This window comes from Roseovarius sp. MBR-79 (assembly GCF_053628555.1).
The window spans coordinates 14554-37705 of sequence record NZ_JBRJGP010000022.1; the positions used below are offsets into that span (position 1 = coordinate 14554).

Annotated in this window: 25 protein-coding genes and 2 pseudogenes; 16 read left to right on the top strand and 11 right to left on the bottom strand. The window is 63.0% G+C overall.

Going from position 1 to position 23152, the window contains the following annotated elements:
• Positions 1–51 precede the first annotated feature (51 nt).
• Together ACSSV8_RS17175 and ACSSV8_RS17180 are read left to right on the top strand one after the other, a co-directional pair.
• Positions 52–198, top strand: coding sequence for an antitoxin PaaA2 family protein (locus tag ACSSV8_RS17175; RefSeq protein WP_354539872.1), 147 nt, complete (start codon positions 52–54; stop codon positions 196–198).
• A 93-nt stretch (positions 199–291) separates the two neighbouring features.
• Positions 292–474, top strand: a complete 183-nt coding sequence (locus ACSSV8_RS17180; protein WP_354539873.1) for an AbrB/MazE/SpoVT family DNA-binding domain-containing protein — start codon at positions 292–294, stop codon at positions 472–474.
• Between the two features lie 211 nt (positions 475–685).
• Here the strand turns inward: ACSSV8_RS17180 and ACSSV8_RS17185 are convergent, their stop codons facing one another.
• The gene (locus ACSSV8_RS17185; protein WP_454283273.1) at positions 686–1249 is read right to left on the bottom strand and encodes a hypothetical protein; all 564 of its coding nucleotides are present in this window, start codon (positions 1247–1249) and stop codon (positions 686–688) included.
• A gap of 18 nt (positions 1250–1267) precedes the next feature.
• On the opposite strand from ACSSV8_RS17185, the gene ACSSV8_RS17190 reads away from it, so the two are divergent.
• From ACSSV8_RS17190 to ACSSV8_RS17200, 3 genes are all read left to right on the top strand, one after another.
• Positions 1268–1516 carry a hypothetical protein gene (locus ACSSV8_RS17190; RefSeq protein WP_354539874.1) on the top strand — a complete coding sequence of 83 codons (249 nt, stop codon included), beginning with the start codon at positions 1268–1270 and terminating at the stop codon, positions 1514–1516.
• 122 nt (positions 1517–1638) lie between these two features.
• Positions 1639–2658: a nucleotidyltransferase family protein gene (locus ACSSV8_RS17195; protein ID WP_354539875.1), complete on the top strand. Its 1020-nt coding sequence runs from the start codon at positions 1639–1641 to the stop codon at positions 2656–2658.
• 255 nt (positions 2659–2913) lie between these two features.
• Positions 2914–3567 (top strand): hypothetical protein, encoded by a 654-nt coding sequence (locus tag ACSSV8_RS17200; protein ID WP_354539896.1) that lies wholly within the window; start codon positions 2914–2916, stop codon positions 3565–3567.
• Positions 3568–4287: 720 nt separating this feature from the next.
• Here the strand turns inward: ACSSV8_RS17200 and ACSSV8_RS17205 are convergent.
• Positions 4288–4851: pseudogene (locus ACSSV8_RS17205) on the bottom strand (transposase); the annotation flags it as partial.
• A gap of 81 nt (positions 4852–4932) precedes the next feature.
• Between ACSSV8_RS17205 and ACSSV8_RS17210 the strand changes: the two are divergent.
• Positions 4933–5115 (top strand): annotated as a pseudogene (locus ACSSV8_RS17210) (transposase); the annotation flags it as partial.
• A gap of 185 nt (positions 5116–5300) precedes the next feature.
• Here the strand turns inward: ACSSV8_RS17210 and ACSSV8_RS17215 are convergent.
• The 5 genes from ACSSV8_RS17215 to ACSSV8_RS17235 all read right to left on the bottom strand — a co-directional run bounded on the left by ACSSV8_RS17215 (position 5301) and on the right by ACSSV8_RS17235 (position 10522).
• A complete protein-coding gene (locus ACSSV8_RS17215; RefSeq protein ID WP_454283274.1) occupies positions 5301–7025 on the bottom strand; it encodes a SulP family inorganic anion transporter in 1725 nt (574 codons plus the stop codon).
• Between the two features lie 68 nt (positions 7026–7093).
• Positions 7094–8776, bottom strand: coding sequence for a TIGR01244 family sulfur transferase (locus tag ACSSV8_RS17220; protein ID WP_454283275.1), 1683 nt, complete (start codon positions 8774–8776; stop codon positions 7094–7096).
• A gap of 22 nt (positions 8777–8798) precedes the next feature.
• A complete protein-coding gene (locus ACSSV8_RS17225) occupies positions 8799–9683 on the bottom strand; it encodes an MBL fold metallo-hydrolase (RefSeq protein ID WP_454283276.1) in 885 nt (294 codons plus the stop codon).
• 23 nt (positions 9684–9706) lie between these two features.
• Positions 9707–9919, bottom strand: a complete 213-nt coding sequence (locus tag ACSSV8_RS17230) for a YgaP family membrane protein (RefSeq protein WP_354539879.1) — start codon at positions 9917–9919, stop codon at positions 9707–9709.
• Between the two features lie 132 nt (positions 9920–10051).
• Positions 10052–10522, bottom strand: coding sequence for an RrF2 family transcriptional regulator (locus ACSSV8_RS17235; protein WP_454283277.1), 471 nt, complete (start codon positions 10520–10522; stop codon positions 10052–10054).
• Between the two features lie 228 nt (positions 10523–10750).
• On the opposite strand from ACSSV8_RS17235, the gene ACSSV8_RS17240 reads away from it, so the two are divergent.
• From ACSSV8_RS17240 to ACSSV8_RS17285, 10 genes are all read left to right on the top strand, one after another.
• Positions 10751–11377, top strand: a complete 627-nt coding sequence (locus ACSSV8_RS17240; protein WP_354539881.1) for a peroxiredoxin — start codon at positions 10751–10753, stop codon at positions 11375–11377.
• 57 nt (positions 11378–11434) lie between these two features.
• Positions 11435–12844 carry a cytochrome ubiquinol oxidase subunit I gene (locus tag ACSSV8_RS17245; RefSeq protein ID WP_454283278.1) on the top strand — a complete coding sequence of 470 codons (1410 nt, stop codon included), beginning with the start codon at positions 11435–11437 and terminating at the stop codon, positions 12842–12844.
• A gap of 12 nt (positions 12845–12856) precedes the next feature.
• Entirely contained in the window at positions 12857–13861 is a 1005-nt protein-coding gene (gene cydB / locus ACSSV8_RS17250) for a cytochrome d ubiquinol oxidase subunit II (protein WP_454283279.1), read from the top strand.
• Complete coding sequence (locus ACSSV8_RS17255) at positions 13861–13962, top strand: DUF2474 family protein (RefSeq protein WP_354539884.1); 102 nt, start codon at positions 13861–13863, stop codon at positions 13960–13962. The genes cydB and ACSSV8_RS17255 overlap by 1 nt, the downstream gene beginning before the upstream one ends.
• Before the next feature lie 21 nt (positions 13963–13983).
• Complete coding sequence (locus ACSSV8_RS17260) at positions 13984–14412, top strand: DsrE family protein (protein ID WP_354539885.1); 429 nt, start codon at positions 13984–13986, stop codon at positions 14410–14412.
• 109 nt (positions 14413–14521) lie between these two features.
• Positions 14522–15745 (top strand): HlyD family efflux transporter periplasmic adaptor subunit, encoded by a 1224-nt coding sequence (locus tag ACSSV8_RS17265; protein ID WP_454283280.1) that lies wholly within the window; start codon positions 14522–14524, stop codon positions 15743–15745.
• Positions 15742–16914 (top strand): FtsX-like permease family protein, encoded by a 1173-nt coding sequence (locus ACSSV8_RS17270; protein ID WP_454283281.1) that lies wholly within the window; start codon positions 15742–15744, stop codon positions 16912–16914. Before ACSSV8_RS17265 ends, ACSSV8_RS17270 begins: the two co-directional genes overlap by 4 nt.
• A gap of 9 nt (positions 16915–16923) precedes the next feature.
• Positions 16924–17616 (top strand): ATP-binding cassette domain-containing protein, encoded by a 693-nt coding sequence (locus tag ACSSV8_RS17275; RefSeq protein WP_454283282.1) that lies wholly within the window; start codon positions 16924–16926, stop codon positions 17614–17616.
• Positions 17617–17725: 109 nt separating this feature from the next.
• Positions 17726–18637: an MBL fold metallo-hydrolase gene (locus tag ACSSV8_RS17280; RefSeq protein ID WP_454283283.1), complete on the top strand. Its 912-nt coding sequence runs from the start codon at positions 17726–17728 to the stop codon at positions 18635–18637.
• A 3-nt stretch (positions 18638–18640) separates the two neighbouring features.
• Positions 18641–19582 carry an MBL fold metallo-hydrolase gene (locus tag ACSSV8_RS17285; protein WP_354539890.1) on the top strand — a complete coding sequence of 314 codons (942 nt, stop codon included), beginning with the start codon at positions 18641–18643 and terminating at the stop codon, positions 19580–19582.
• A gap of 3 nt (positions 19583–19585) precedes the next feature.
• On the opposite strand, the gene ACSSV8_RS17290 is transcribed toward ACSSV8_RS17285, so the two are convergent.
• From ACSSV8_RS17290 to ACSSV8_RS17305, 4 genes are all read right to left on the bottom strand, one after another.
• Positions 19586–20650 carry a YeeE/YedE family protein gene (locus tag ACSSV8_RS17290; protein ID WP_454283284.1) on the bottom strand — a complete coding sequence of 355 codons (1065 nt, stop codon included), beginning with the start codon at positions 20648–20650 and terminating at the stop codon, positions 19586–19588.
• Positions 20651–20753: 103 nt separating this feature from the next.
• Positions 20754–21182 (bottom strand): DUF302 domain-containing protein, encoded by a 429-nt coding sequence (locus ACSSV8_RS17295; RefSeq protein WP_454283285.1) that lies wholly within the window; start codon positions 21180–21182, stop codon positions 20754–20756.
• 32 nt (positions 21183–21214) lie between these two features.
• On the bottom strand, positions 21215–22483 hold the full coding sequence (locus ACSSV8_RS17300) for an FCSD flavin-binding domain-containing protein (protein WP_454283286.1): 1269 nt from the start codon (positions 22481–22483) through the stop codon (positions 21215–21217).
• Positions 22484–22511: 28 nt separating this feature from the next.
• The gene (locus tag ACSSV8_RS17305) at positions 22512–23063 is read right to left on the bottom strand and encodes a c-type cytochrome (RefSeq protein WP_454283287.1); all 552 of its coding nucleotides are present in this window, start codon (positions 23061–23063) and stop codon (positions 22512–22514) included.
• Positions 23064–23152 lie beyond the last annotated feature (89 nt).

Genomic DNA, 23152 nt, shown 5'->3' on the forward strand with positions numbered 1-23152 from the left:
TGAATGAGACGGAAAAGGATGGGCAGCACCTCTGTCTCGAGGGGCGTTTCCGTGGCCGCTGAAGTCAATTCGTATGAAGCTTGGTTTCGCGCGCAGGTGCAGGATGCGCTGGACGATGCGCGCGCCGCGACACCTCATACGCAAGCGATGCAGGCCGCGCAGGCGTTGATTGACGCGATGCGCCGGGGCCGTTCTTGACAGTGCGCGCGCGCCACGTATGTACATCCGTGTAACCCCACGAGGCCTGCAACGATCAAAGCCAAAATCCGCAAAGTCGGCAACTCCGCCGTCATGACGCTCAGCACCGAGATGCTTGCGCTGCTCGATGCCAATGAAGGGGATACCCTCTATGCGGTGCGCACGGATGACGGCGGGCTGAAGCTGATGACGGAAAACCCCGAACTGCAGGCGGCCTTGGCGGCGGCCGAGATCGTCATGGATGAGAACCGCGATCTTCTGCAAGCTCTTGCATGAGCGATTGGGTCTGGGTTCCGCTGGCCGCCTTGCACGTTGTTCATGATCGTCAGATCGCGCGCCATGGTGGTGCAGCAGGGACCCGCGATCCGGCCCTTCTGGAAATGGGATGCACACGGGCGCAGAACCGTGCCGCCTACGAGAACGTGGATGCGTTCGGCATCGCGGCGGCCTATGCCCACCCAATGCAACGACGAGCGCAAACGCGCGGTCAGTTGTTCTTGACCAGAACCGGGCCGGTCCGGGTGTCAGGTGTGCGTCCGGGTGCTGCATGGCGTTCGCGGGCACCCTCGACAAGCGGAATGCTGGCGGTTGTGCAGCCCATGTCGGCCAGGAAGCTGACAAGGCCGACGATGGTCTTGAAATCGCGCAGCTTTAGGACGCTGCGGCTGGTGACGAGCATCTTGTCGTCCCGCCCGTCCGGGGCGACGGCCCGGATGACCCAAGAGCCGTACCAGCTGTTGTGACGCTTCTCGGCGCCTTCCTTGCAGACCACCTCGATGAGATAGCCTGCGGCCAGGAGGCCGCGCAGCCCGTCTTCTGTAACCACATTCGGTGCTTCTTCTATCATGGCCTTCCCTTGGGTCTTTCTTCTGCCTGAGGTGCAGTTTCGGGCCCACGGGATCGTGACACCGCGGGCGATACAAAACAACATTAACGAGGTCAAAGCAATAATAAAAGCTTGACGAAGCTCGCCTTGCTCCAATAACAATGATAGCCGACAAAATTGCGATCTTAAAGACGGCAAAGGAGTTTTGCCCTGCGCATTCTCCATGCGTGCAACATCCCCCTCATGCTGCTGATCACCGTGCTCGTGGTGGCTGGTCCGGCACATGCCTGCATCCCACCCGAGCGGCCGTTCCTGCCTGCGTCCAGAGAGGACATGCGCACCTACGCGGATCTGATCCGGGGGGATTTCGAGAGCTACATCGCCGATGTGCAGGACTACGTCCGCTGCCTCGACGAGGAACGCGCACGGGCCTTTGTCGAAGCCAGGGAGGTGAGCGAGGAGTACGGGCGTTTCGTCAGCGCGGTTGAATGACGGGGTCGGTCAGCAGGTATTACGCGGGCAGCGTTCATGTGCATCAAAAAATACTTTGCTGCACATTTACTTTGTGTGCATCATGAAGGTGTTTGCTGCACACGCCCCGTGAGAAGAATCGCATGACTACCCTATCGCATTCGCGTGCCGCGCAAGTGGCCTATCAGGATTTGCTCAGGCTGCACCTCGATGAGGCCGCCTCGGGCGTTGTCGGCAGTATTGAGGAGCGTCATCGCAACGGGCGCATCTACCTATACGACAAGTTCCGGATCGGCACGCAGATGAAAAGCCGATATCTGGGCGAAGACTCTCCCGAATTGCGTGCGCGGCTGGCCCGGACGACCGACCTCAAGGCGCAGGGCGAAGAGCGCAAGAAACGGATGTCGCGGCTGGCGCGCACACTGCGCGCGGAAGGATTCATCGCAACCGACCGCGATACCGGCTCGATGCTGCTGGCCTTCGCGCGGGCCGGAGTGTTCAGACTCGGGGGCACTTTGGTTGGCACCAGCGCTTACGGTCTCTATCAAGGGGAACTCGGCGTAAGGTTTGATTCCGATGAGCTCGCACAGACGGGCGACATTGATTTTGCCAGTTTTGAGCGGCTGTCGGTCGCCCTCGGCGACCGGGTTGAGGAACATCCCGGCGAGATCCTCAAAGCCATGCAGTTCGATCCCGTGCCCGGGGTGCACGACCGACAGGTCTGGAAGTGGCGCCAGACCCGGGGCGAGGCCATGGTGGAGTTCCTGACGCCCGCGTTCGGAGACGAGCGCGTCAAACCCCTGCCGGCTCTGGGGGTGAGCGCGCAGGCGCTGAATTATCTGAACTTCCTGATTGCGGATCCGCTTCAAGCCGTGGCGCTCTATCGCTCCGGTGTGCTGGTTCAAATCCCGCGACCGGAACGTTTTGCGATCCACAAGCTGATCGTGGCGGATCGCAGACGCGGGGGCCCCGACCAGGCGAAGGCGCGAAAGGATCTCGGCCAGGCCGCGTTCCTTGTCTCTGTCCTCGCCGAGGATCGGCCCGATGATCTGATGGAGGCCTATCAAGATGCCGTCTCACGCGGACCTCGTTGGCGTGAGCGGATCACGGCGAGCCTTTCGCGCTGTCCGGTCACGGCGGATATCCTGCGCGGGCTTCAGTGACGGATTCCCCGCTTTGGCGGGAAGGCGCATTTCTGAGGTCTCGATGTCGCCAATCTCTGCCGACAGATCACCAAGCATCCGCACATGATGACATACAGCAGCGGATACTGCTGATATCTGGTGCTTGGCTCGAGACGAAGCCAGTGACGAGCGATGATCAGCCCTTTCGGGTTCGTTCGAAAAAATCCTCTTGATAGCACGAGTAGGGCATTGTGTCGCCGCACCATTATAGACGGAGTTGGTATCTTGAAGCACGTGGTTCGAAATCTGGCCGCCGCCGCGGTCGTCACCGTATCGACTTTCTCGGGGTCAGCTACACCGGCACACGCCTATCCGGTCGATTGCGCGATCCTGCTCTGCCTGGCTGGCGGCTGGCCTGCCTCCGCGCCCTGTGCCCATGCGCGCGCCGTGTTCATCCGGCGGATCACCCCTTGGCCGATCGAGCCACCTCTGCAAATCTGGCGCTGTCCAATGGGTGTATCCTTCGAGAATCCCGAGCCCGTCGATCGTCTTCTCAGGCTTGCCAGGATGCAGGCGGAACCCCACTCGTCCTCCTTGCCAGAACCCGACGCAATGCACCTTGCGCAAGCGGTCGGCGCTGGTGCCGATATCGATATCAGCGGTCCGACCTTCGCGTTCATCCGCTCGATCAACGTCTTTGATGTGTATCTGCGCCAGGGATTGGTCGGCGAGGGGGAGGATTGCCGCCGAACGGCGCGGATCAGGCATGGCAGCTATGATGCCAACGGCCGATATCACTGGCGTGATGGCTCCTCAGCAGCGCTGCCGTCGGCGTTTCGCGGTGACGAAGGGTTCGGGACGACGTGCCCCGGTGTCGCCGTCCGTGCGGTTTTTGTCGAATGGTTGGATCACAACGGCGGCTACGGCTTCGAGCAGGTCGATTACTGACATCTTGCGGATCCGCACGCACCGGGTCCGCCCCCACCAAGCCCTGCACCGGAGACTGTGCGAACAACAAAAAAGACAAAAGACGCCAGACCGTAAAGTCTGAGGCCGCGCTGAAAACCCCTGAACAAGGTTCTTTTAGCGCGGTGCCCCAACCTCTGCAACCCGCAATGTATTTTTGCTGGCAAAAATGTTTTTGCCGTGCGGCATGGCGTCGGCTCTCGCTGGAGACCCGATCATGGAACCAACAACCGGCCTGATCCTGCGACGGATCACTCAGACCGAGCTTTCCGTATCCGCCCACAAACTGGCCACGATCATTCTCGATGGCATCGCCTGGAAGGAGGGCTACAACGGGTTGTCGCGCGGAACGGCCGCCTTCACCCTCGCGGGCCTGGCAGAAAAGATGGGCGTCTCGCGCCAGTATCTGACCGTACTCTTGGGCGAACTCGAAGCCTCCGATCTGAAGTTGCGCCGCGAGAAGCCAAACGGCAAATATGCGCCCTGGCTATTCCGGTTCGCGGCCTTCGAGGACGACAGCGAACCACGGGATGGTGAGTCAGGCACAGGCGACACATCACTATATAGAGAAGACTCTAACAAAACTATATTTTCCGGGCATATCAACATTTATGCTGGTTCCAACGTCTTCCAGACCCGTTGGGCGGCGCTGATCCGGGCAGCCAAGACGGCTTTGCCCTGCTGGAACATCGACACGCAAGTGATCTGGGATCGCTTCCTCGCCTTCAACCGCGCGCGGGGCAATGCCCGGGTGCCGGCGGGCTTTCTGCTCGGTTTCATGCGCGGGTGGCCGCGGTAGCCGCGGTCGACAAAGGCCATGTCCGGGCGCTGATCGGTCAAGGTCTCCACCTGCTCCAGCGCCTCGTGCAGGGTGTGTCCGTCATAGGGATTGCCCTGCAGTGACCGCATGCCGACGACGAAGCCGCCTTCGGTGGTGGTGGCGGCGGTGATCTTCGTGCCGAACTCGTAGCGCTTGTGCACCTTACCTTTCGAGATACAGTCCACCGCCGGTTCGTGCAGACTGTAAAGCTTCTTTCGGTCCTTCGGCTTCTGCGCCAGCAGCCGCTTCGCCAAGGCCACCAGATCTTGCAGCCGCAGCTTAAGCGGTCCCTCGGCCACCTTGTCCATCTGCCGTTCGATGTCCCGCAGCACGCGCCCGGTGTAGCCCTTGAGCCGACGCAGGGCCTTGCGCATCCGCTTGAATTGCCGGGCATGGGCATAACGGCCGACCTGCCCGCAAAGCCGGGGGCCAAGGCGATTGTAATTCGTTCACCCTGAACAGCTCTTATCCTGCTGAAATAATATCAAACGCTGCATCCAAAACCTAAGGAAAATGCTGCGTTATCACGCAAAATCAGCAGGATAAGAGCTGTTCAGGGTGAACTAGTTAGGGCCAAGTTCGAGCATCCGTTCCGGGTGATTAAACGCCAGTTCGGCCATATGAAGACCCGCTACCGGGGCCTCGCCAAGAACTGCGCTCAACTCTTCACGCTTTTCTCCCGTGGCAACCTTTTGCTGCTCCGACTAAGGCGGATCGCATGTGGACGAGTCTACCCAGAAGTCGGGAAACTGCCCCTGCGGCGAGCCTTGAAACGGCGAAATCCGCCCCCAACATGTCGTCTCATACCCGACAAGACGATCAGCCCACCATCTCGCCACAGCCGGACGCGGTGCTCAGACGTTCCTTAACGTTGCAGTCCTTTTTTACTCCGGGGCTATTCCGCCGCGCGGTCCTGCAACGCGGACCAGGCATCGTATTGCGACAGGAACACGCGGCCGGTCAGATCGTCGAGCAAATGGCTGCGCTTCAGGCGGTCCATCACCGGGCCCTTGACCTCCGAGAGGTGCAGCGCGATGCCGATGCCGCGCAGGCGGTCGTTGATCGCCTCGAGGCTCTCGAGCGCGGAAAAGTCGATCTCGTTCACCGCCGAACACATCAGCACCACGTGCCGGATCGGGCAAGCCTCGGCCACGCGGTCCTGGATCATGTCCTCGAGAAAGCGCGCGTTGGCGAAATAGAGGCTCTCGTCGATCCGCAGGGTCAGCACCGTCGGAACGGTCTTGACCCGGTGGCGCAGCACATTTCGGAAATGTTGTGTGCCGGGCACCAGCCCGACCTCGGCCACATGCGGGCGCGAGGTCTTGTAGAGGTGCAGCGCGACCGACAGCAGCACCCCCGCCGAGACGCCCGCCTCCACCCCCATCCCCAGCGTGAGCACGATGGTGGCGAGCACGGCGGCGAAATCGGCACGCGAATAGCCCCAGGATTTGCGCAGGATCGAGAAATCGACCAGCGTCAGCACGGCGACGATGATCGTCGCGGCCAGCACCGCCTTGGGCAGGAAGAAGACGAGCGGCGTCAGCGCCACGGCGGCGATGGCCAGCCCCACGGCGGTAAAGGCCCCGGCGGCGGGCGTCTCGGCACCGGCATCGAAATTCACCACCGACCGGGCAAAGCCCCCCGTCACCGGATAGCCGCCGGTGAAGGCGGCACCGATATTGGCCGCGCCAAGGCCGATCAGTTCCTGGTCGGGGTCGATGCGCTGGCGGCGTTTGGCCGCCAGCGTCTGCGCCACCGAGACCGATTCGACAAAGCCGATGAGCGAGATGAGCGCGGCGGGCAGCACCAGCGCCGAGACGAGATCGGGCGACAGATCCGGCAGGGTGAGCGGCGGCAGGCCCTGCGGGACGGCGCCCACGATGGCCACGCCCTGCCTGTCCAGTCCGAAGAGCCAGACGACAAGGGTCGAGACCGCGAGCGCCGCCACCGGCCCGGTCCGCGCCAGCAGATCGGCCAGGCGCGGCGCGAGCCCCGCGCGCAGCAGCAAAGGCCTCAGCCCCTTGCGCACCCAGAAGAGGAACCCGGTCGCCAGCACCCCGATCACCAGCGTCGGCCCGTTCACCGCGCCCAGCTGCGCCCCGAGCCCGGCCAGCATCCCGATCAGCGTATGCCCGCCCGCAGGCACGCCGAGGATGTGCCTGAGCTGGCTCGTGGCGATCAGCAGACCGCTGGCGGTAATGAAGCCCGCGATCACCGGGTGGCTTAGGAAATTGGCGATGAAGCCCAGCCGCAGCAGCCCCAGCGCCAGCAGCATCGCCCCCGACAGCAGCGCCAGCGTCAGCGCGGCGGCAGCATAACCCATGCTGCCCGCCTCGGCCACCTGGCCGATGGCGGCGGCGGTCATCAGCGACACCACCGCGACCGGCCCCACGGCCAGTGCCCGGCTGGTGCCGAACATCGCATAGAGGATGATCGGCACGATCGAGGCATAGATCCCGGCCTCGGGCGGCAGGCCCGCCAAAAGCGCATAGGCCAGCGATTGCGGGATCAGCATGATCGTCACGATCACCGCCGCCATGGTGTCATTGCCAAGCGCGCCACGGTCATAGCGGCGGCCCCAGTCAAGAATGGGCAGATAGCGGGCAAGTGTCGGGATCATGGGGCAGGTCTTTCAATAGAGGTCGGGCAGGCGACTGCGCCCCGCCCGGATCAAGGGGGCGGTCAGGGTCAGGTGTTTTGGGTGGCGCTGATCTTTTCGGGCTTGGCCATCCATTCGCGCCCGCGCAGCATCGCCTTCCAATAGATCGGCGGCAGCAGCCGTTCCTTCAAAAGCCACGCAAGGCGGCTTGGCTTTGTGCCGTCGATCAGGAACTTGGGAAAGCTGGGCTTCATCACCCCGCCATAGCCGAATTCCGCCAGCACGATCTTGCCCCGCTCCACGGTCAGCGGGCAGGATCCGTAGCCATCATATTGCGCCACCGGCTCGCGGCCCATGATGTCGGCGACGATGTTTTCAGCCACCACCGGGGCCTGCATGCGCGCCGCAGCGGCGGTTTTGGCATTGGGGGCGTTCATCACATCGCCAAGCGACCAGATATTGTCATGGGTCTTGTGGCGCAGCGTGGCCTGATCCACGTCGATCCATCCGGCGGCATCGGCGAGGGCCGAGACGCGGATGAAATCGGGCGCGCATTGCGGCGGGCAGACATGGATCATGTCGAAATCCATGGTCACGCGCTCGGGTGCCGTGTCGGGCTTTTTCACCTCGAAGGTGGCGGTGCGCGCCGGGCCGTCGATGGCGACAAGGTTGTGAAAGAAATCGAGGTTGGCGCGGTATTTGTCCATATAGGATTGCAGGGCGGGCACGTAATCCTTGACCCCGAAGAGCACGCCACCGGCATTGCAAAAATGGATGTCGATCTCGTTCAGAACGCCGCTGCGGAACCAGTGATCGGCGGACAGATACAGCGCCTTTTGCGGCGCGCCCGCGCATTTGATCGGCATCGGCGGCTGGGTAAAGATTGCGCGACCCGCCTTCAGCCCCTGCACCAGTTGCCATGTATAGGGCGCCAGATCATAGCGGTAATTCGAGGTGACGCCATTGCGCCCCAGCGTTTCTTCCAGCCCGTCCACCTTGGCCCAATCAAGCTTCAACCCCGGACAGATCACAAGGCGGTCGTATTTCACCACCCGGCAGCCATCAAGGATCACGGCACTGTCCTTGGGCTCGAACGCGGCCACGGCGGATTTGATCCAATGCACGCCACGCGGAATGAGCGCGCCCATGGTCTTGGCGGTCTCGGGCGCCTCAAAGATGCCGCCGCCCACCATGGTCCAGCCCGGTTGATAATAATGGATATCCGCCGGGTCGATCACCGCGATCTCCAGATCGGGTTTGCGCGCGTTCAGGCTGGCGGCGAGGGCAATACCGCCCGCGCCCGCGCCCACGATCACCACGTCGAATTTGGCATCGCCCGTGTCGGTGGGCGTCTTGCCGCCATTGATGATGCGCCGCGCGACACCGGCCATATCGTAACCGGCGGCCTTGGTCGCGGCGAGGATCTCGGGCACCGGGCGGCGCGTCGCCTCAGAGAGCGACCAGAGCGTGGCCGAGCGCGTGCCGGTGCGGCAATAGGCCAGAACAGGGCCGGGCAATTCGCGCAAGGCACGCCCGAAATCCCCCGCATCCTGATCGCGCACCATTCCGGCGGTGATCGGCAGATAGCGTGCCTCAAGCCCCTGGGCGCGGGCGGCGGCCTCGATCTCCTCGAAATTCGGCTGATCGGCGCCTTCGCCATCGGGGCGGTTGCAGATCACCGCGCGAAACCCCGCCGCCTTGATCGCCGCCAGATCGCCGGGGGCAATCTGGGGGCTGACCGACAGCGCGTCGGTTATTTTCTTGATGTCCATGGTTCCCCCCTTGGGCGTCTGTTTACAGCGCGTTGACCGGCAGTTTCAGCATCGGGCGACCATCGCCGTCTTTCGGGATCTCGCCCGCGCGCATGTTGACCTGAAGCGACGGCAGGATGAGGCGCGGCATGCCGAGGGACGCATCCCGTTCGGTGCGAAAGCGGATGAAATCCTCGCGCGTCTTGCCCGCGCCCACATGGATGTTATGGGCCTTTTCTTCGGCCACGGTGGTTTCCCACGCGATATCGCGACCGTTCGGGCCATAATCGTGACACATGAAGAGGCGCATCGCGTCGGGCAGGGCCAGCACCTTTTGAATGCTGTCATAAAGTGTCGCTGCGTCGCCGCCCGGAAAATCGGCGCGCGCCGATCCGCCATCGGGCATGAAGAGCGTATCGCCGACAAAGGCGGCATCGCCCATCACATGGGTCATGCAGGCTGGGGTGTGGCCGGGGGTGTGCAGCGCGAAACAGGGCATGGTGCCCACCGTGTAGGTGTCGCCATCCTTGAACAGCGCGTCGAACTGGCTGCCGTCGCGCTGAAACTCGGTGCCCTCGTTGAAGATTTTGCCGAACACCTCCTGCACGGTCAGGATGTTCTCGCCGATGCCGATCCTGCCGCCCAATGCGCGCTGGATATAGGGCGCGGCCGAGAGGTGATCGGCGTGGACATGGGTTTCCAGAATCCAGTCCAGCGCCAGCCCGCGTTCGCGGACCCGCGCAATCAGCATATCGGCGTGATCAAAGCTGATCCGCCCCGAGGCGGGATCGAAATCCATCACCGAATCGACAATCGCGCAGGCATCCGAGGCCGGGTCCTTGACGATATGGCTGATGGTGTTGGTCGCCTCGTCGAAAAAGCTTTCGACCTCGGGGCGGATGGTCATGTCAACAGGATAGGTGGTCATGGTGTTCCTCCGGTCTTTGGGGATCAAAGCTTGCAGGTGCGGATGCCGAGGATGCGATAGAGCAGGCAAAAGCGCATGCCTGCGGTGGCAATCAGCACGATGCCCGCAATTGCGGCGATCCATTTCGGCGCGCCTGCGGCAAACATCGCCGAAAACCCGCCAAAGGCGAGCGCCAGCAGGGCAAGGCCCAGAACGATACGAATGATGCGGTCGACAGACCCGATATTGGCAGTCATGACGGTCCTCCGGTTAAAGTTAACTGCTGAATAGAGGTTTTCACGGAACGCGTATGTGATGAAGTCACCAAGCGGTGCGAAAACGCAGCCAGCCCTCTGCCGGATCAGCCCGCGCAGACCGGTCCGCGACCGTTACGCGCGCGCCCTTTTGGGGGAAACGATCCCCTCTTCGAGCGGCAGGATGCGGTCAAGCAACTGATCGCGATTGGACGCGATATCGGCGATGGTCACGCCGTCGAGCACGTCGAGAAAAGCCCGTGTCGCTGCCTGAAAGGTCTGCGACAGCTTGCAGATGCCGATCAGCGGGCAGGTGTTGGTGGTGCGGTTGAAACACTCCACCACGTCGAACGGTCCCTCGGTCAGACGCACGACCTCGCCCACGCGGATCGTCTCGGGCGCACGGGCCAGCCGAAAGCCGCCACCGCGCCCGCGCTGCGTGTCGATGAACCCGGCCTTGCCCAGTTCATGCACGATCTTGACGATATGCGGGCGCGCCAGCCCATGCACCTTGACCACATCATCCACACGCACCAACGCAGGCGCTTTCAGCGCCGCCAGTTGCAGCGAGCGCAGGGCGTAATTGGTATAGCTGGTCAGCCGCATGGCATCGAATTCCTTTCATTGATCTAATTCCCGTAGAGCTTTTCTTCAAGCAAAGCCAGAAAAACTGTCATGGCGGTGTAGGGTTCGGCGACCAGCCCACCAATGGAGCGCCAGAATGCCGCACCAAAAGTATATTTTACTTATATCTTATGATCAAGAATCGTTCTAAATGTCTGCTATCCGGTTGGGGCAGGTCGCCCCGCCCGCAACCCTGAAGGAACATATCACATGGGTATCCATATCGGCGACACCGCCCCCGATTTCACCGCCGACACGACGGCCGGCCCGATCAGTTTTCACGACTGGATCGGGGACAAGTGGGTTTTCTTCTTCAGCCACCCGGCAGATTTCACCCCGGTCTGCACCACCGAAATGGGGCGCACCGCGCAGCTTTCTGCGGAATTTGCCAAGCGCCACGTCAAGCCGCTTGGCCTGTCGACCGATGGCGTCGAAGAGCATCAGGCCTGGATCAAGGATGTGAACGACACGCAATCCACCACGGTGGATTTCCCGATTGTCGCTGACCCTGACTGCGCAATCGCGCGGCTTTACGAGATGATCCACGCCAATGAGAGCGAAACCGCCGCTGTGCGGTCGGTCTTCATCATCGACCCCAACAAGCGGATTCGCCTGACCATGACCTATCCGATGAGCGTGGGGCGCAATTTCGACGAGATCCTGCGTGTGATCGACGCGCTTCAGACCGGCGACAAAAACCGCATCGCCACCCCGGCCGATTGGGTGCCCGGTGGCAAGGTGATCATCCCGCCCTCGATCCCCAATGCCGAAGCCGAAAAGCTGTTCCCGCAAGGCTTTGACGAATTGCGCCCCTACCTGCGCACCACGACCCTTTGATCAAGGCGCCCCGCCGGATTGCCGGCGGGGCCGATCCCGCATAACCGGAGGTGTTCCATGTTCGACAGTTTCAGCGCCGAGACACTGGCGCGTGTTCAATTCGCCTTTACCATCTCGTTCCATATCATCTTTCCGGCCTTCACCATCGGGCTGGCAAGCTGGCTTGCGGTGCTGAACGCGCAGTGGTTGCGCACGCGCGACGCGACGTATCTGACGCTGTTCGAGCATTGGAAAAAGATCTTCGCCGTGGTCTTCGGTATGGGTGTCGTGTCGGGCATCGTCATGTCCTACCAGTTCGGCACCAACTGGGCGGTGTTTTCCGACAAGGCCGGGCCGGTGATCGGCCCGTTGATGGCCTATGAGGTGCTGAGCGCCTTTTTCCTTGAGGCCGGGTTTCTTGGCATCATGCTGTTCGGGCGCGAACGGGTGGGCGACCGGTTGCACATGTTCGCCACCGCGATGGTGGCGGTCGGCACGCTGGCCTCGGCCTTCTGGATACTGTCGGTCAACAGCTGGATGCAGACGCCCGCGGGCTACGGGATCAATACTGACGGCCAGTTTGTGCCCGAGGATTGGTGGGCCATCGTCTTCAACCCGTCCTTCCCTTACCGCCTTGTGCATATGGTGATGGCGGCTTACCTGACCACCGCCTTCGTGGTGGGCGGGGTCAGCGCGCTGCATCTTTTGCGCGACCGCAGCAGCGCCCCGGCGCGCACCGCGTTTTCAATGGCGATGTGGATGGCGGTGATCGTGACCCCGCTTCAGATCGTGGCGGGCGATTTCCACGGTCTCAACACGCTGGAACATCAACCGGTCAAGGTCATGGCGATGGAGGGGCATTTTGACAGCCACCCCGACGGCGCGCCGCTTTACCTGTTCGGTATTCCGGATCAGGACAATCAACGGCTGGATTATGCGGTGGGTATACCCAAACTCTCGTCGCTGATCCTCAAGCATGATCTGAACGCGCCGCTGGCTGGCCTCGATACCGTGGCGCGCGAAGATCAGCCCCCCGTGGGCATCGTGTTCTGGTCGTTCCGCATCATGATCGCGATTGGGTTTGCAATGCTGGGCATCGGCCTTTGGGCGGCGCTGCGCCGCGTGCAGGGGCGGCTTTACGACAGTGCGATGTTGCACCGTGCCGCCGTGGCGATGGGGCCTGCGGGGTTCATTGCGGTACTGGCGGGGTGGGTCACGACAGAGGTTGGGCGACAGCCCTATACCGTCTATGGCCTCTTGCGCACCGGTGATAGCCTGGCACCGGTCGCGGCCCCGGCGGTTGCCGCCTCGTTGGTTGCCTTCATCGTGGTCTATTTCTTCGTCTTTGGCGCGGGCACCTTTTACGTGCTGCGGCTGATGAATCGCGCGCCCGATACGGGTGGCGAGGAGGATCATGGCCCGACCCGCACCGCCGGGATCACACCCGCCGCGCAACTGCGCGCCAAAACCTTCGTTCCCGGCGAATAAGGAGGACTGACAATGGAATTCGATCTTGCGTTCATCTGGGCTGGCCTCATCGCCTTTGCCGTGCTGACCTATGTGGTGCTGGACGGCTTCGATCTGGGTGTCGGGATCCTCTTTCCCCTCGCCGGGTCGGAACGCGACCGCGACACCGCGATGAATACGGTCGCCCCGGTCTGGGATGGCAACGAGACATGGCTGGTGCTGGGCGGTGGCGGGCTGTTCGCGGTGTTTCCGCTGGCCTATGCGGTTGTGATGCCGGCGCTTTACATGCCGATCACGCTGATGCTGCTGGCGCTGGTGTTTCGCGGCGTGGCGTTTGAATACCGCTGGAAAACGCGGCGCTGGAAACGGGTGTGGGATCACGCGTTCTTCGGCGGCTCGCTGGTGGCGGCATTCTGTCAGGGCATCGCTCTTGGCGCGCTGGTGCAGGGGATCGAGGTCTCGGGCCGCGCCTACTCGGGCGGCTGGTGGGACTGGCTGACGCCGTTCTCGGTGCTGACCGGGCTGGCGGTGGTGGCGGGCTATGCGCTTCTGGGCGCAACCTGGCTGGTGCTCAAGACCGACGGGCCGCTGCAACTGGGCATGCGCCGCCGGGCATGGTGGCTGGGGTTTGCCACGCTTGGCTTCATGGGGATCGTCAGCCTTGCCACCCCGTTTCTGGAGCCGGTCTATTTCCAGCGCTGGTTCAACTTGCCGGGCAGTGTCTTCAGCATCGTCATGCCAGTCTTGGTGCTGGGCGCGGCCTGGGCGCTTTTTACCGGGTTGAACGACAGCCGCGATCTGCGCCCGTTTCTGGCGGCGCTGTCGCTCTTCGTGCTGGGCTTTATCGGGATTGGCATCAGTTTCTATCCGATGATGGTGCCGCCTTCGCTGACCATCTGGCAGGTGGCGGCCCCCGATGAAAGCCTGGCCTTCGCATTGGTCGGCACGCTGTTTCTTGTGCCGCTGATCCTTGCCTATACCGCCTACGCCTATTGGGTGTTTCGCGGCAAGGTGCGTCCGGGAGAGGGGTATCACTGATGTCCCCCATCTTGCGGCACTTCGGCTGGTTCGTTCTGCTCTGGCTGCTTGGCATCGGCGCGTTGGGTGCCGTCGCCACCCTCATACGACTGTTTATCTGACCCTCATGACTGGAGATACTCATGAAAAAGACCCTTCTCGCCGCCGCGACCGTGGCGGGCCTTGCCACGGGGGCACAGGCCTCGGAAAAGGCGCTCGTGACCGTCGTCACCTCGCCCGAGCCGCAGACGCAACTCATGGCCATGGTGCTGACCATGCAGGCCGTGCAGCAAGGCGCGCAAACCCGTATCCTGCTGTGCGGACCGGGCGGTGACATCGCCCTCAAGGACGCCCCGGCAAGCGTCACCGCGCCGCAACCACCCCGCGACATGAGCCCGCAAGGCCTGATGCAAAAGATCATGGAGGCGGGTGCCACGGTCGAGGTCTGCGCGATCTATCTGCCCGGTCGCGGTGTCGGCCCCGAGGTCCTGCTTGATGGCGTCGGCGTCGCCAAGCCGCCAGAGATGGCGGGTGCCATGCTGAAGGACGACACCGTGCTTTGGTCATTCTAACCAAAGCACAAAAAAAGACCTGCGGCGACTAGGCGCAGGTCACCCCCCTTTGGGCGGGAACCTTCCCTGGTCTTCGCGGTATCGTTGTTCAACCCAACCGGAACGCACCATGTCTGACCCGCAAGCCTCCGACCTGCCTTTGCAGGTTATCCCGCGTGACATAGACCCATCCGGCGCGCCCCCGCGCCGGATGCGGTTTCGGCGCAGCTATCTGTTGGTGCTTCTGATCCCGGTTTTCATGTTCTCTGGCGCGGTGATCGGCCTGTATTTCCAGCCGATGGGGTTGCAGAAATTCTATGCGCTGACCGGGCTGCAACCGGGGGGCGGATCGTCTTCGCCGATTGCCCTGCCGCCCGAAATCGTCCTGCCAAAGGACATGGCCGAGACCATGCAACCGAGTGATGTGGTCGGCCTTGCGCGGCTGATGCCACAGGGGGACGTGTCGATCGTTGCGGCCCCGTACGGCGCGGGCGATGCGCGGATCGCTGAAATTCTGGTGGCGGTCGGCGACCGGGTGGAAAAGGGTGCGGTGTTGGCGCGGCTTGACAACGAGGCTCAACTGGAAAGTGCGGCTTTGATCGCGCGCGCCAATGTCGCGGTGCGCGAGGCGGCATTGATCCAGACCCGCGCGGCAGTTCAGAATAGTCAGGACGAGGCCCGCGCTGCATTCGAGCAGGCCCAATCCGCCGCAGTCGAGGCCGCCAGCACCCTTGCCCGCACCCAAGGGCTGTTTCAGCGCGGTGTCACCACGCAGGCGGTGCTGGATGGCGCCGTGGCCGCCGATCAACAAGCCCGACTGGCGGTTGAGAAAGCCAAGGCGACGCTGGCACGTTATACCGCCGAGGAGGCCGACATGCAGCCCGATGTCATCGTCGCGGCCCGCAACCTTGATGCCGCCAAGGCGGAGCTTGCACGGGCGCAGCGCGATCTGGCGCGCGCCGCCGTTATGGCCCCCATCAGGGGCACCGTGCTTGACGTGAACGCCCGCGCCGGCGAACGCCCCCCCGCAGATGGCATCATGCAGATGGGTAACACTGACCGCATGATGGCCGAGGTCGAGATCTATCAGGATCGCATTGCACAGGTCAGCATCGGCCAGCCGGTCGAACTGGCGGCGGCGGCCATTGGCCAGACATTGCAGGGCCGGGTGCAATCCATCGGGCTGATGGTCGGGCGGCAGGGTCTTGTCGCGGATGACACGGCGGCCAATACCGATGCGCGGGTGATCACCGTGATGGTCGCGCTGGATGACGCCTCATCCCTGATCGCCGCGCGCTACACCAACCTTGAGGTCATCGCCCGCATCGACACCCGCGCGCAGGCAGCGCGGTGAGCCGCCTGTTGCAATGGCTGTTCGGACGGCTGCCCATTGGCTGGCTGCAACTGACCCACAGCCGCCCGCGCTTTGCCGCCGCCCTTGCCGGGGTGGCCTTTGCCAATGTGCTGGTCTTTGTCCAGCTTGGCATCATGAACTCGATGGCGACGGCGACGATGAAGCCCTACGGGTTCTTTCAGGCCGATATCATGATTTCCGCCTCGGACGCCAATTCGATGACCGAAGGCGGCAATGTCGCGCGGCAATGGCTGTTTCAGGCGCTGGCCGACCCGGATATCATTGCGGGCACCGGGCTTTTCGTGGGCAACGTCAACTGGGCGCGCCCGGAAAAGACGCTGGGACTGACCACCTATGGCATCGACCCGGCACAGCCCGGTTTCCTGTCACCCGACATGGCGGCCAAGGCCACGACATTGCAATTGCAAAACGCCGGCATCCTTGATCGGTTCAGCCGGGGCCTGCCGCGTGACGAGGCGGCGGCGATCCGCCCGCAAACCCCGCTGTCGTTTGAGGTGACCGGCACAACCTTGACGCTTTACGACACCTTCGCGGGTGGCGGTGGCTTTGGCGGCGACGGGTTCATGATGGTGTCGGATCAGACCTTCCTGACCCTCTTTCCCGCCCGCACATCAGCGGCCCCCGATCATATCCTGCTGAAACTGGCCCCCGGTGCCGATGCTAACCGCGTCGCTGCCCGGCTGCGAAATCTGATATCCGACAAGAGCCTGCGCATCCGCAGTTACGCGCAGGCCGCAGCCGAGGATCTGAGCTATCAGCAGACCAAGCGACCGACCGGCATCATATTCGGCTTCGGGGTGATCATCGGTGTGCTGGTGGGGATCGTGATCGTCTATCAGGTGCTGTCGACGGACGTGGCCGACCATCTGAGCGAATATGCCACCTTCAAGGCAATGGGGTATCCGCAACGTTTCTTCATCGGCATCGTTCTGGAAGAGGCACTGATCCTCGCGCTTCTGGGTTTCATCCCCGGTTTTGCCGTGGCCAGCGCCCTGCTGGCGGGCATGGCCAAGGCTACCAACCTGCCGCTGGAAATGACCTCCGCGATGGCGGTGATGGTGTTCTTGGGCACGCTGGCGGCCTGTGCGATCTCGGGCGCGATTGCCACGCGGCGTCTGGCCTCGGCCGACCCGGCCGATCTGTTCTGAGGCGCAGAAATGACTGACGCCCCGCCGATCATCGTCAACGCGCTGAACCACTGGTTCGGCACCGGCGAGGCGCGCAAGCAGGTGATTTTTGACGTGAACCTTGCCGTGCAGCGCGGCAGCCTGACGGTGCTGATGGGGCCGTCAGGGTCGGGCAAGACCACGGTGCTGACACTGATGGGGTGCCTGCGCGATGTGCAGGACGGCTCAGTCCGTCTGCTGGGGCATGAACTGAACGGGGCAAGCCGCGCGCAGACCGAGGGTCTGCGGCGCAGGTTGGGCTTCATCTTTCAGGCGCATAACCTGCATGGCAGCCTGACGGCGTTGCAAAACGTGCTGATGGGGGTGCAGGTGCATGGGCTGATCGACCCCGCGGCGCAGATCCGCGCCGCGCGTCATGCGCTGACGCTGGTCGGGCTGGCGGACCGGATGGACTACCTGCCCGCAAACCTGTCTGGCGGACAAAAACAGCGCGTCGCGGTGGCGCGCGCCCTTGTCGGCAACCCGGACGTGGTCTTTGCCGATGAACCCACCGCAGCGCTCGACCGCGAAAGCGGTGCCAATGTGGTTGCCCTGCTCAAGAAACTGGGGCAGGCGCGCGGCACGACGACGGTCATGGTCACCCATGACACCCGCATCCTGGAGATGGCAGACCGGATCGTGACGCTGGAGGATGGCCGCATCGTCAAGGACACCGGGGCCTGACGCTGTCCACAATCGTCTTGCCGCTGATTTTACGGGGATCAGGTCTGTGCTTGTCTTTTCCATCGGTTTCCCGCATTCATATTCTGAATAACGAATATGGAGACCCGCGATGCCCATCACCCGACGCACACTGCTTGAGCTTGGGGCCATGTTGCCTCTGGCCCTGACCGCCACGGGTGCTCGCGCGCAGATGCTGAACCTTGGTGCGGGGCAGCTTGACACGTTGAGCGACGGGCATCTTGTTCTGCCTCGCGATTTCGTGCTGGGTAACCTGTCCGAGGCGGAAGCCGGGCCAATCCTTACCGGTCTGGGGATCACCGGCGACACGGTGATGCCGCCCTGCAACCTGACGCTTTGGCGGGACGGCGCGCGCAAGGTTCTGTTTGATGCCGGGTCCGGCGCAGGCTTCATGCCAAGCGCGGGCAAGCTGGCCGAGGCGCTTGACGGCGTGGGCGTCGGCGCGGAGGAGATCACCCATGTGATCTTTACCCATGCCCATCCCGATCATCTTTGGGGGGTTCTGGACGAGTTCGATGATCCGGTTTTCGCAAATGCCAGCTATATGATCGGGCAGGCGGAATGGGACTATTGGACCGACCCCGCCACCGTCGACAGCATCGGCGCGGCGCGCGCCGCCTTTGCCGTGGGGGCCGCGCGGCGGCTGGCCGAGATCGAGGATCGGATGGAATTTATCAAGGCCGGGCAAGAGGTGCTGCCCGGTATCATGGCGCATGACAGCCCCGGTCACACGCCCGGCCATATGGCCTTCGAGATCCGGCAAGGGGGCGACGCGGTGATGGTCGTTGGTGATGCGATCGGCAATGGCCATCTGGCGCTGGCGCGCCCCGATTGGCCCGCCGGGGCCGATCAGGACCCCGACACCGGCATTGCCACCCGCACCCGCCTGCTCGACATGCTGGCCAGCGAGGGCATGGCGATGGTGGGCTTTCATTTGCCCGAGGGCGGTCTGGGCCGTGTTGAGCGCGCGGATGGCGCCTATCGTTTCGTGGCGGAGGTCTGAACCATGCGCGCCTTTCTGATGATCCTGTGTCTTGCGACCCCGGCCCTTGCCAGCGAGGATATCGCCGACAAATACCCCGGCTCGCCGCTTTACGACAAGCCGGTCGAGGTCATTCCCGGCGTCTGGTCGGCCATCGGGGCCACCGCGCCGCCGACGCATGACAATGCAGGCCACAACAACAACCTCAGCTTCATCGTCACCGGCGCGGGTGTGGTGGTGGTCAATTCCGGCGCATCCTATGCCTTGGCCGAGGCGCTGCACGCCGAAATCCGCGCCGTGACGGATCAGCCGGTGCGCCTTGTGCTGACCGAGAACGGGCAGGGGCATGCCATGCTGGGCAATGGCTATTGGGTGGATCAGGGCGTGCCGGTGATCGCCCATGTGGACGCGGCAGAGGAATTTGCCGATCAGGGCGGCGGTGATCTGGCCGCGGCGCAGCGGGTCATGGGTGCGCAGGCCGCGCGCACGCGGGTGGAGCCGCCGACCGAGACGTTTCAAGACGAACATATCGTCGAAATGGGCGATTTCCGCATCGAGGCGCGGCATCTGGGTCCGGCGCACAGCCCGGGCGATATCGTCGTCTGGTTGCCCCGGCAGGGGCTTGTGATCTCGGGCGACATGGCCTTTCACGAACGCATGTTGCCGATTTTCGAGAACACGATCACCGCCGACTGGCTGGAAACCTGGGATACGGCGTTTGAGCCGCTTGGCGCGACCTATGTGATCCCCGGCCACGGCCACCCGACGAACATGGATCAGGTGCGCCGTTACACCAAGGGCTACCTCGAATATCTGCGCGCGCAAATCGCCGAGCATATCGAGGCGGGCGGCGATCTGGCGGGGGCCTATTACGTCGATCAATCGCCCTATCGGCGGCTGGATACGTTCGAGGAACTGGCCACCAAGAATGCCGGTCGCGTGTTCGAGCAGATGGAGTGGGAATAGCGCTCAGGCGAGCGCGGGGCGGGTGGACAGATAGCGCAGGCCAAGATGCGTGGCCATTGCGCCCAACCACATGGCCGTAACCGCGACCCACGCGGTGAGCGCGAAAATCGCACCGCCCGTCATGCCCGCGCCAACCGCGCAACCGCCCGCAAGCATGGAGCCGAACCCCATCAGCGCGGCTCCGATCAGATAGCGCTCGGTCGGGGTGTCAGAGCCGAAGCGCTCCAGTTTCCACTCACCCGTCACGAGAGCCGTGGTCCCCGCGCCGACAAAAACCCCCGGCACCAATCCCACGCCAAAGCCAAGCGGTAGCGCGGCCTCGTTGACAAGCCCCATCAGCGTGTCGGTTGACGGGCCGGTGAAGGTGACCGAGGAGATCGCCACCACCTCGAAAGAGCTTTGGGCGATGGCATAGGTGGCCAGCCAGCCCAGCCCGATGGCCAGCCCGACAAGCGCCGCCGCAATCGCGTGCGAGGGGCGCACCTGACGGGTATGGGCAAGCACGAAAGCAGCCAGCAGCACCAGCGCCGCGATGCCGGTGGCCACCTCGGGAGACAGTCCGAAGAGGCTCAGAAGGTTGCGCCCCGCGCCGCCCGGCACCGTCCAGAGCGCGGCCAGTGCTTCGCGCAGAGGTGACAGAAATCCGCGCAAAGAGGCCTGCGCCACCAGCGTCAGAACCAGCCCCGCCACCAGCGCCCGCAGGTTGCCGCTGGCCGAGAGCACCAGCAGGCGGCTGGCACAGCCGCGCGCAAGGATCATGCCCGCGCCAAACATCAGCCCGCCAAGGATGGCACCCGAAAGGCTTCCGGTTGCGGCAAGCGGGCGGGCAGTGCTGACATCGAGCCAGCCAAGCGCAATGGCACCCTGCACCGAAAGAACGCCAGCCGAAAAGGCGATAAGCCAGACAGCAAGGCGCGACCCCACATGGCGTTCGGCCAGTTCCACCGTTGCCGCGCGCAGGCAAAAGCGTGAATGCTGCGCTGCCGCCCCAAAGACAAGGCCGACAAGCGCGCCCGCCATGGCGAGGATGGCACCGTCGCCGTATCTATCGAGAAGAGCTTCCAGCATCGCGGGGTCCATCCTGTGAGGCACCGCCAGCATACACATTCCTGCATGCGAATGTCTTGACTTGGATCAACCGGGCCGCGCGGGGTTGCGGCCCGGTTGGCGGTTATTCCAGCGCTTCTTGCACGATGTCGTCAAGAAAGGCCTGCACCTTTTGCATCTCGCCGTCGGGCATGTTGCGATAGCCGACCATGACCTCTCCGCCCCGATCCGCCACGAAGATGCCATAGGGGCAATGGGCGATGTTCATCGGGTCGGCCTCCATCACCTCACGCGAGAGCGTGGCGGAACAGAAGAGGAATATATCCGCCGCCTCGAAGATTTTCACGTCACTGCCGACATCGGCCCCGGTGCGGTTGAGCATTTCGCCCACATGGCTGCGCAGGTCGATGACAAGGCCACGCCCGACGATCGCGCTTTCCACGGCAAAAGTGGCATCGTCAAACGTGCCGTCAAAGGGATAGGTGGTGGCCTCACCCGCAAGCGCGGGCAGAGCGATAAGGCTCATGGCGGCTGCAAGAATGGTCTGTCTCATGCGATTTGCTCCTTTGGCAATGGTGCGCGTTTTCATCCGAACATGTCCGCCGTGATCCCGGCATACCAGCCGACGGATTCCTCGTAGGTCGCCTTGCGCGTCGCGGCATCTTCGCCGGTTTGCGACACGAAGCCGTCGACCTTCGCGATCTTTTCCGCTGTTGCCTCATAGGTGGCACCCACCTTGACGCCGTCGCCTTCGGCGATGAGCGACCAGCAGGTGTTTGTGAATTTGGCCGGGAACACCTTTGATCCGGTCAGCGCGCCGCGCACCGCCATGGCGCAGACCTTGGCCTGAGAATTGGCGGCAAAGCCCGATTTGGGCATGTCACCCTGTGCCGCCGCATCGCCCAGAACATGCACATCCGCATCAGCGCGCGAGGACATGTCAGCCGCATTGACCGGCGCCCAATTACCCTCGGTGACGCCCGCCATATGGGCAATGCGCCCGGCCTTTTGCGCCGGGATCACGTTGCAGGCATCGACCTTTTCAACCGCTCCGTCGATGTCGATGGTCATGGCTTCGGGATCGACGCTGACATTGGTCGCGCCGAAATCGGGGCCGACGCGTTCGATCATGCCGCTGTAGTGGCGTTCCCAGCCTTCCTCGAACAGCGCTTGTTTTGAAAAGCCTTCCTTGGGGTCGACCAGCAGGATCTTGGCGGTTGGGTTCATCTGTGTCAGCACATGCGCCACCATCGAGATCCGTTCATAAGGCCCCGGAGGGCAACGGAACGGGTTGGGCGGTGCCACCATGGCAAATCGCCCGCCTTGAGGCATGGCCATGATCTGCGCTTTCAAGAGTTCGCTTTGCGATCCGGCCTTGTAGGCGTGGGGCATCTTGTTCTGCGCGGCGACGGACCAACCGGGCACAGAGCCTTCGACAAAATCAATTCCGGGGCTGAGGATCAGCTTGTCATAAGGCAGCACCGCGCCGCCTGCGAGGCTGACGGTTCGGGCCGCCCGGTCCACGTCAACGGCCCAGTCATGCACCACGTTGATGCCGTATTTGGCTGCGAGCGTGCCGTAGGTGTGGGAAATGTCCTCAAGCTCGGCGAACCCACCGATATAGAGGTTGGAAAAGTAGCAGGTGAAATAGCTGCGCGACGGTTCCACCAGAGTGACCTCGATCGCGCCCTTGCTGTCTTTGGCGATGTAGCGCGCGGCGGTGGCGCCACCCGAACCGCCGCCAATCACCACGACCCGCGGTTTGCCGTGTCCATCCGCCAGAACATGCGGCGCCGTGAGGCTTGCCGCCGTCGCCGCACCCACGGCAAGAAACTTGCGTCGGTTCAATGTCATGTTCCGTCCTCCCTTGAATGGGCCTTGGTTAGTCAAGGCCCTTGAAATAGGCCGCCAATGCCGCGATTTCTTCGTTCGACAGGCGTCCCGCCATCATCTGCATCACCGGGTGCGGGCGCAGTTTGTCCTTGTAGGCGTGCATCGCGACCACGAAATCCTCTTTCGGCCATTGGGTAATCGAGGGGATGCCATCGCTTGATCCATCGGCCTGATGGCAGCTGACGCATTCGCTGCTGAGGTATTCGCCGTAGTCGGGATCGCCCTGAATCGCCAGAATTTCTGGATTGACGGCATGATCCGTGCCGCGCGCGGTTGGCGCAGCTTCGGGGATGTTTGCGGGACTCGCGGAAAAACGGCGCAGATAAGCCAAGAGATCGGCGCGCTGTTGGGCATCCTTGACGCCCCGAAAGCTCATCCTCGTCTTGGACACAAGGGCGCGCGGGTTCTCGATATAGGCATTTAGCGTGTCAAAACCCCAGGTCAGCCCATCGACCCCGGCGCGCTGCATCGAGGCCGAATAGGCAAAGCCCGCATGCGCGGCGGCGCGTCGACCGAAGATGCCGTTGAGGTGGGGTGTCACTGTACCCTAATTAATCAGATTCTGCGGGTTCAGGGCATTTTGGGGCACTTTTGTACCCTTAATTACAATATATCCACAGGCTGCTCGCT

Excerpts from the sequence above, each read along its gene's own strand:
- ACSSV8_RS17285 (WP_354539890.1), top strand. The coding sequence starts at position 18,641 with ATGCGCGCCTTTCTGATGATCCTGTGTCTTGCGACCCCGGCCCTTGCC.
- ACSSV8_RS17180 (WP_354539873.1), top strand. The coding sequence starts at position 292 with ATGACGCTCAGCACCGAGATGCTTGCGCTGCTCGATGCCAATGAAGGG.
- ACSSV8_RS17275 (WP_454283282.1), top strand. The coding sequence starts at position 16,924 with ATGACTGACGCCCCGCCGATCATCGTCAACGCGCTGAACCACTGGTTC.
- ACSSV8_RS17195 (WP_354539875.1), top strand. The coding sequence starts at position 1,639 with ATGACTACCCTATCGCATTCGCGTGCCGCGCAAGTGGCCTATCAGGAT.
- ACSSV8_RS17290 (WP_454283284.1), bottom strand. The coding sequence starts at position 20,650 with ATGCTGGAAGCTCTTCTCGATAGATACGGCGACGGTGCCATCCTCGCC.
- ACSSV8_RS17265 (WP_454283280.1), top strand. The coding sequence starts at position 14,522 with ATGTCTGACCCGCAAGCCTCCGACCTGCCTTTGCAGGTTATCCCGCGT.
- cydB (WP_454283279.1), top strand. The coding sequence starts at position 12,857 with ATGGAATTCGATCTTGCGTTCATCTGGGCTGGCCTCATCGCCTTTGCC.
- ACSSV8_RS17215 (WP_454283274.1), bottom strand. The coding sequence starts at position 7,025 with ATGATCCCGACACTTGCCCGCTATCTGCCCATTCTTGACTGGGGCCGC.
- ACSSV8_RS17240 (WP_354539881.1), top strand. The coding sequence starts at position 10,751 with ATGGGTATCCATATCGGCGACACCGCCCCCGATTTCACCGCCGACACG.
- ACSSV8_RS17255 (WP_354539884.1), top strand. The coding sequence starts at position 13,861 with ATGTCCCCCATCTTGCGGCACTTCGGCTGGTTCGTTCTGCTCTGGCTG.
- ACSSV8_RS17235 (WP_454283277.1), bottom strand. The coding sequence starts at position 10,522 with ATGCGGCTGACCAGCTATACCAATTACGCCCTGCGCTCGCTGCAACTG.
- ACSSV8_RS17260 (WP_354539885.1), top strand. The coding sequence starts at position 13,984 with ATGAAAAAGACCCTTCTCGCCGCCGCGACCGTGGCGGGCCTTGCCACG.
- ACSSV8_RS17190 (WP_354539874.1), top strand. The coding sequence starts at position 1,268 with ATGCTGCTGATCACCGTGCTCGTGGTGGCTGGTCCGGCACATGCCTGC.
- ACSSV8_RS17185 (WP_454283273.1), bottom strand. The coding sequence starts at position 1,249 with ATGGAGAATGCGCAGGGCAAAACTCCTTTGCCGTCTTTAAGATCGCAA.
- ACSSV8_RS17225 (WP_454283276.1), bottom strand. The coding sequence starts at position 9,683 with ATGACCACCTATCCTGTTGACATGACCATCCGCCCCGAGGTCGAAAGC.
- ACSSV8_RS17295 (WP_454283285.1), bottom strand. The coding sequence starts at position 21,182 with ATGAGACAGACCATTCTTGCAGCCGCCATGAGCCTTATCGCTCTGCCC.
- ACSSV8_RS17280 (WP_454283283.1), top strand. The coding sequence starts at position 17,726 with ATGCCCATCACCCGACGCACACTGCTTGAGCTTGGGGCCATGTTGCCT.
- ACSSV8_RS17230 (WP_354539879.1), bottom strand. The coding sequence starts at position 9,919 with ATGACTGCCAATATCGGGTCTGTCGACCGCATCATTCGTATCGTTCTG.
- ACSSV8_RS17245 (WP_454283278.1), top strand. The coding sequence starts at position 11,435 with ATGTTCGACAGTTTCAGCGCCGAGACACTGGCGCGTGTTCAATTCGCC.
- ACSSV8_RS17220 (WP_454283275.1), bottom strand. The coding sequence starts at position 8,776 with ATGGACATCAAGAAAATAACCGACGCGCTGTCGGTCAGCCCCCAGATT.
- ACSSV8_RS17300 (WP_454283286.1), bottom strand. The coding sequence starts at position 22,483 with ATGACATTGAACCGACGCAAGTTTCTTGCCGTGGGTGCGGCGACGGCG.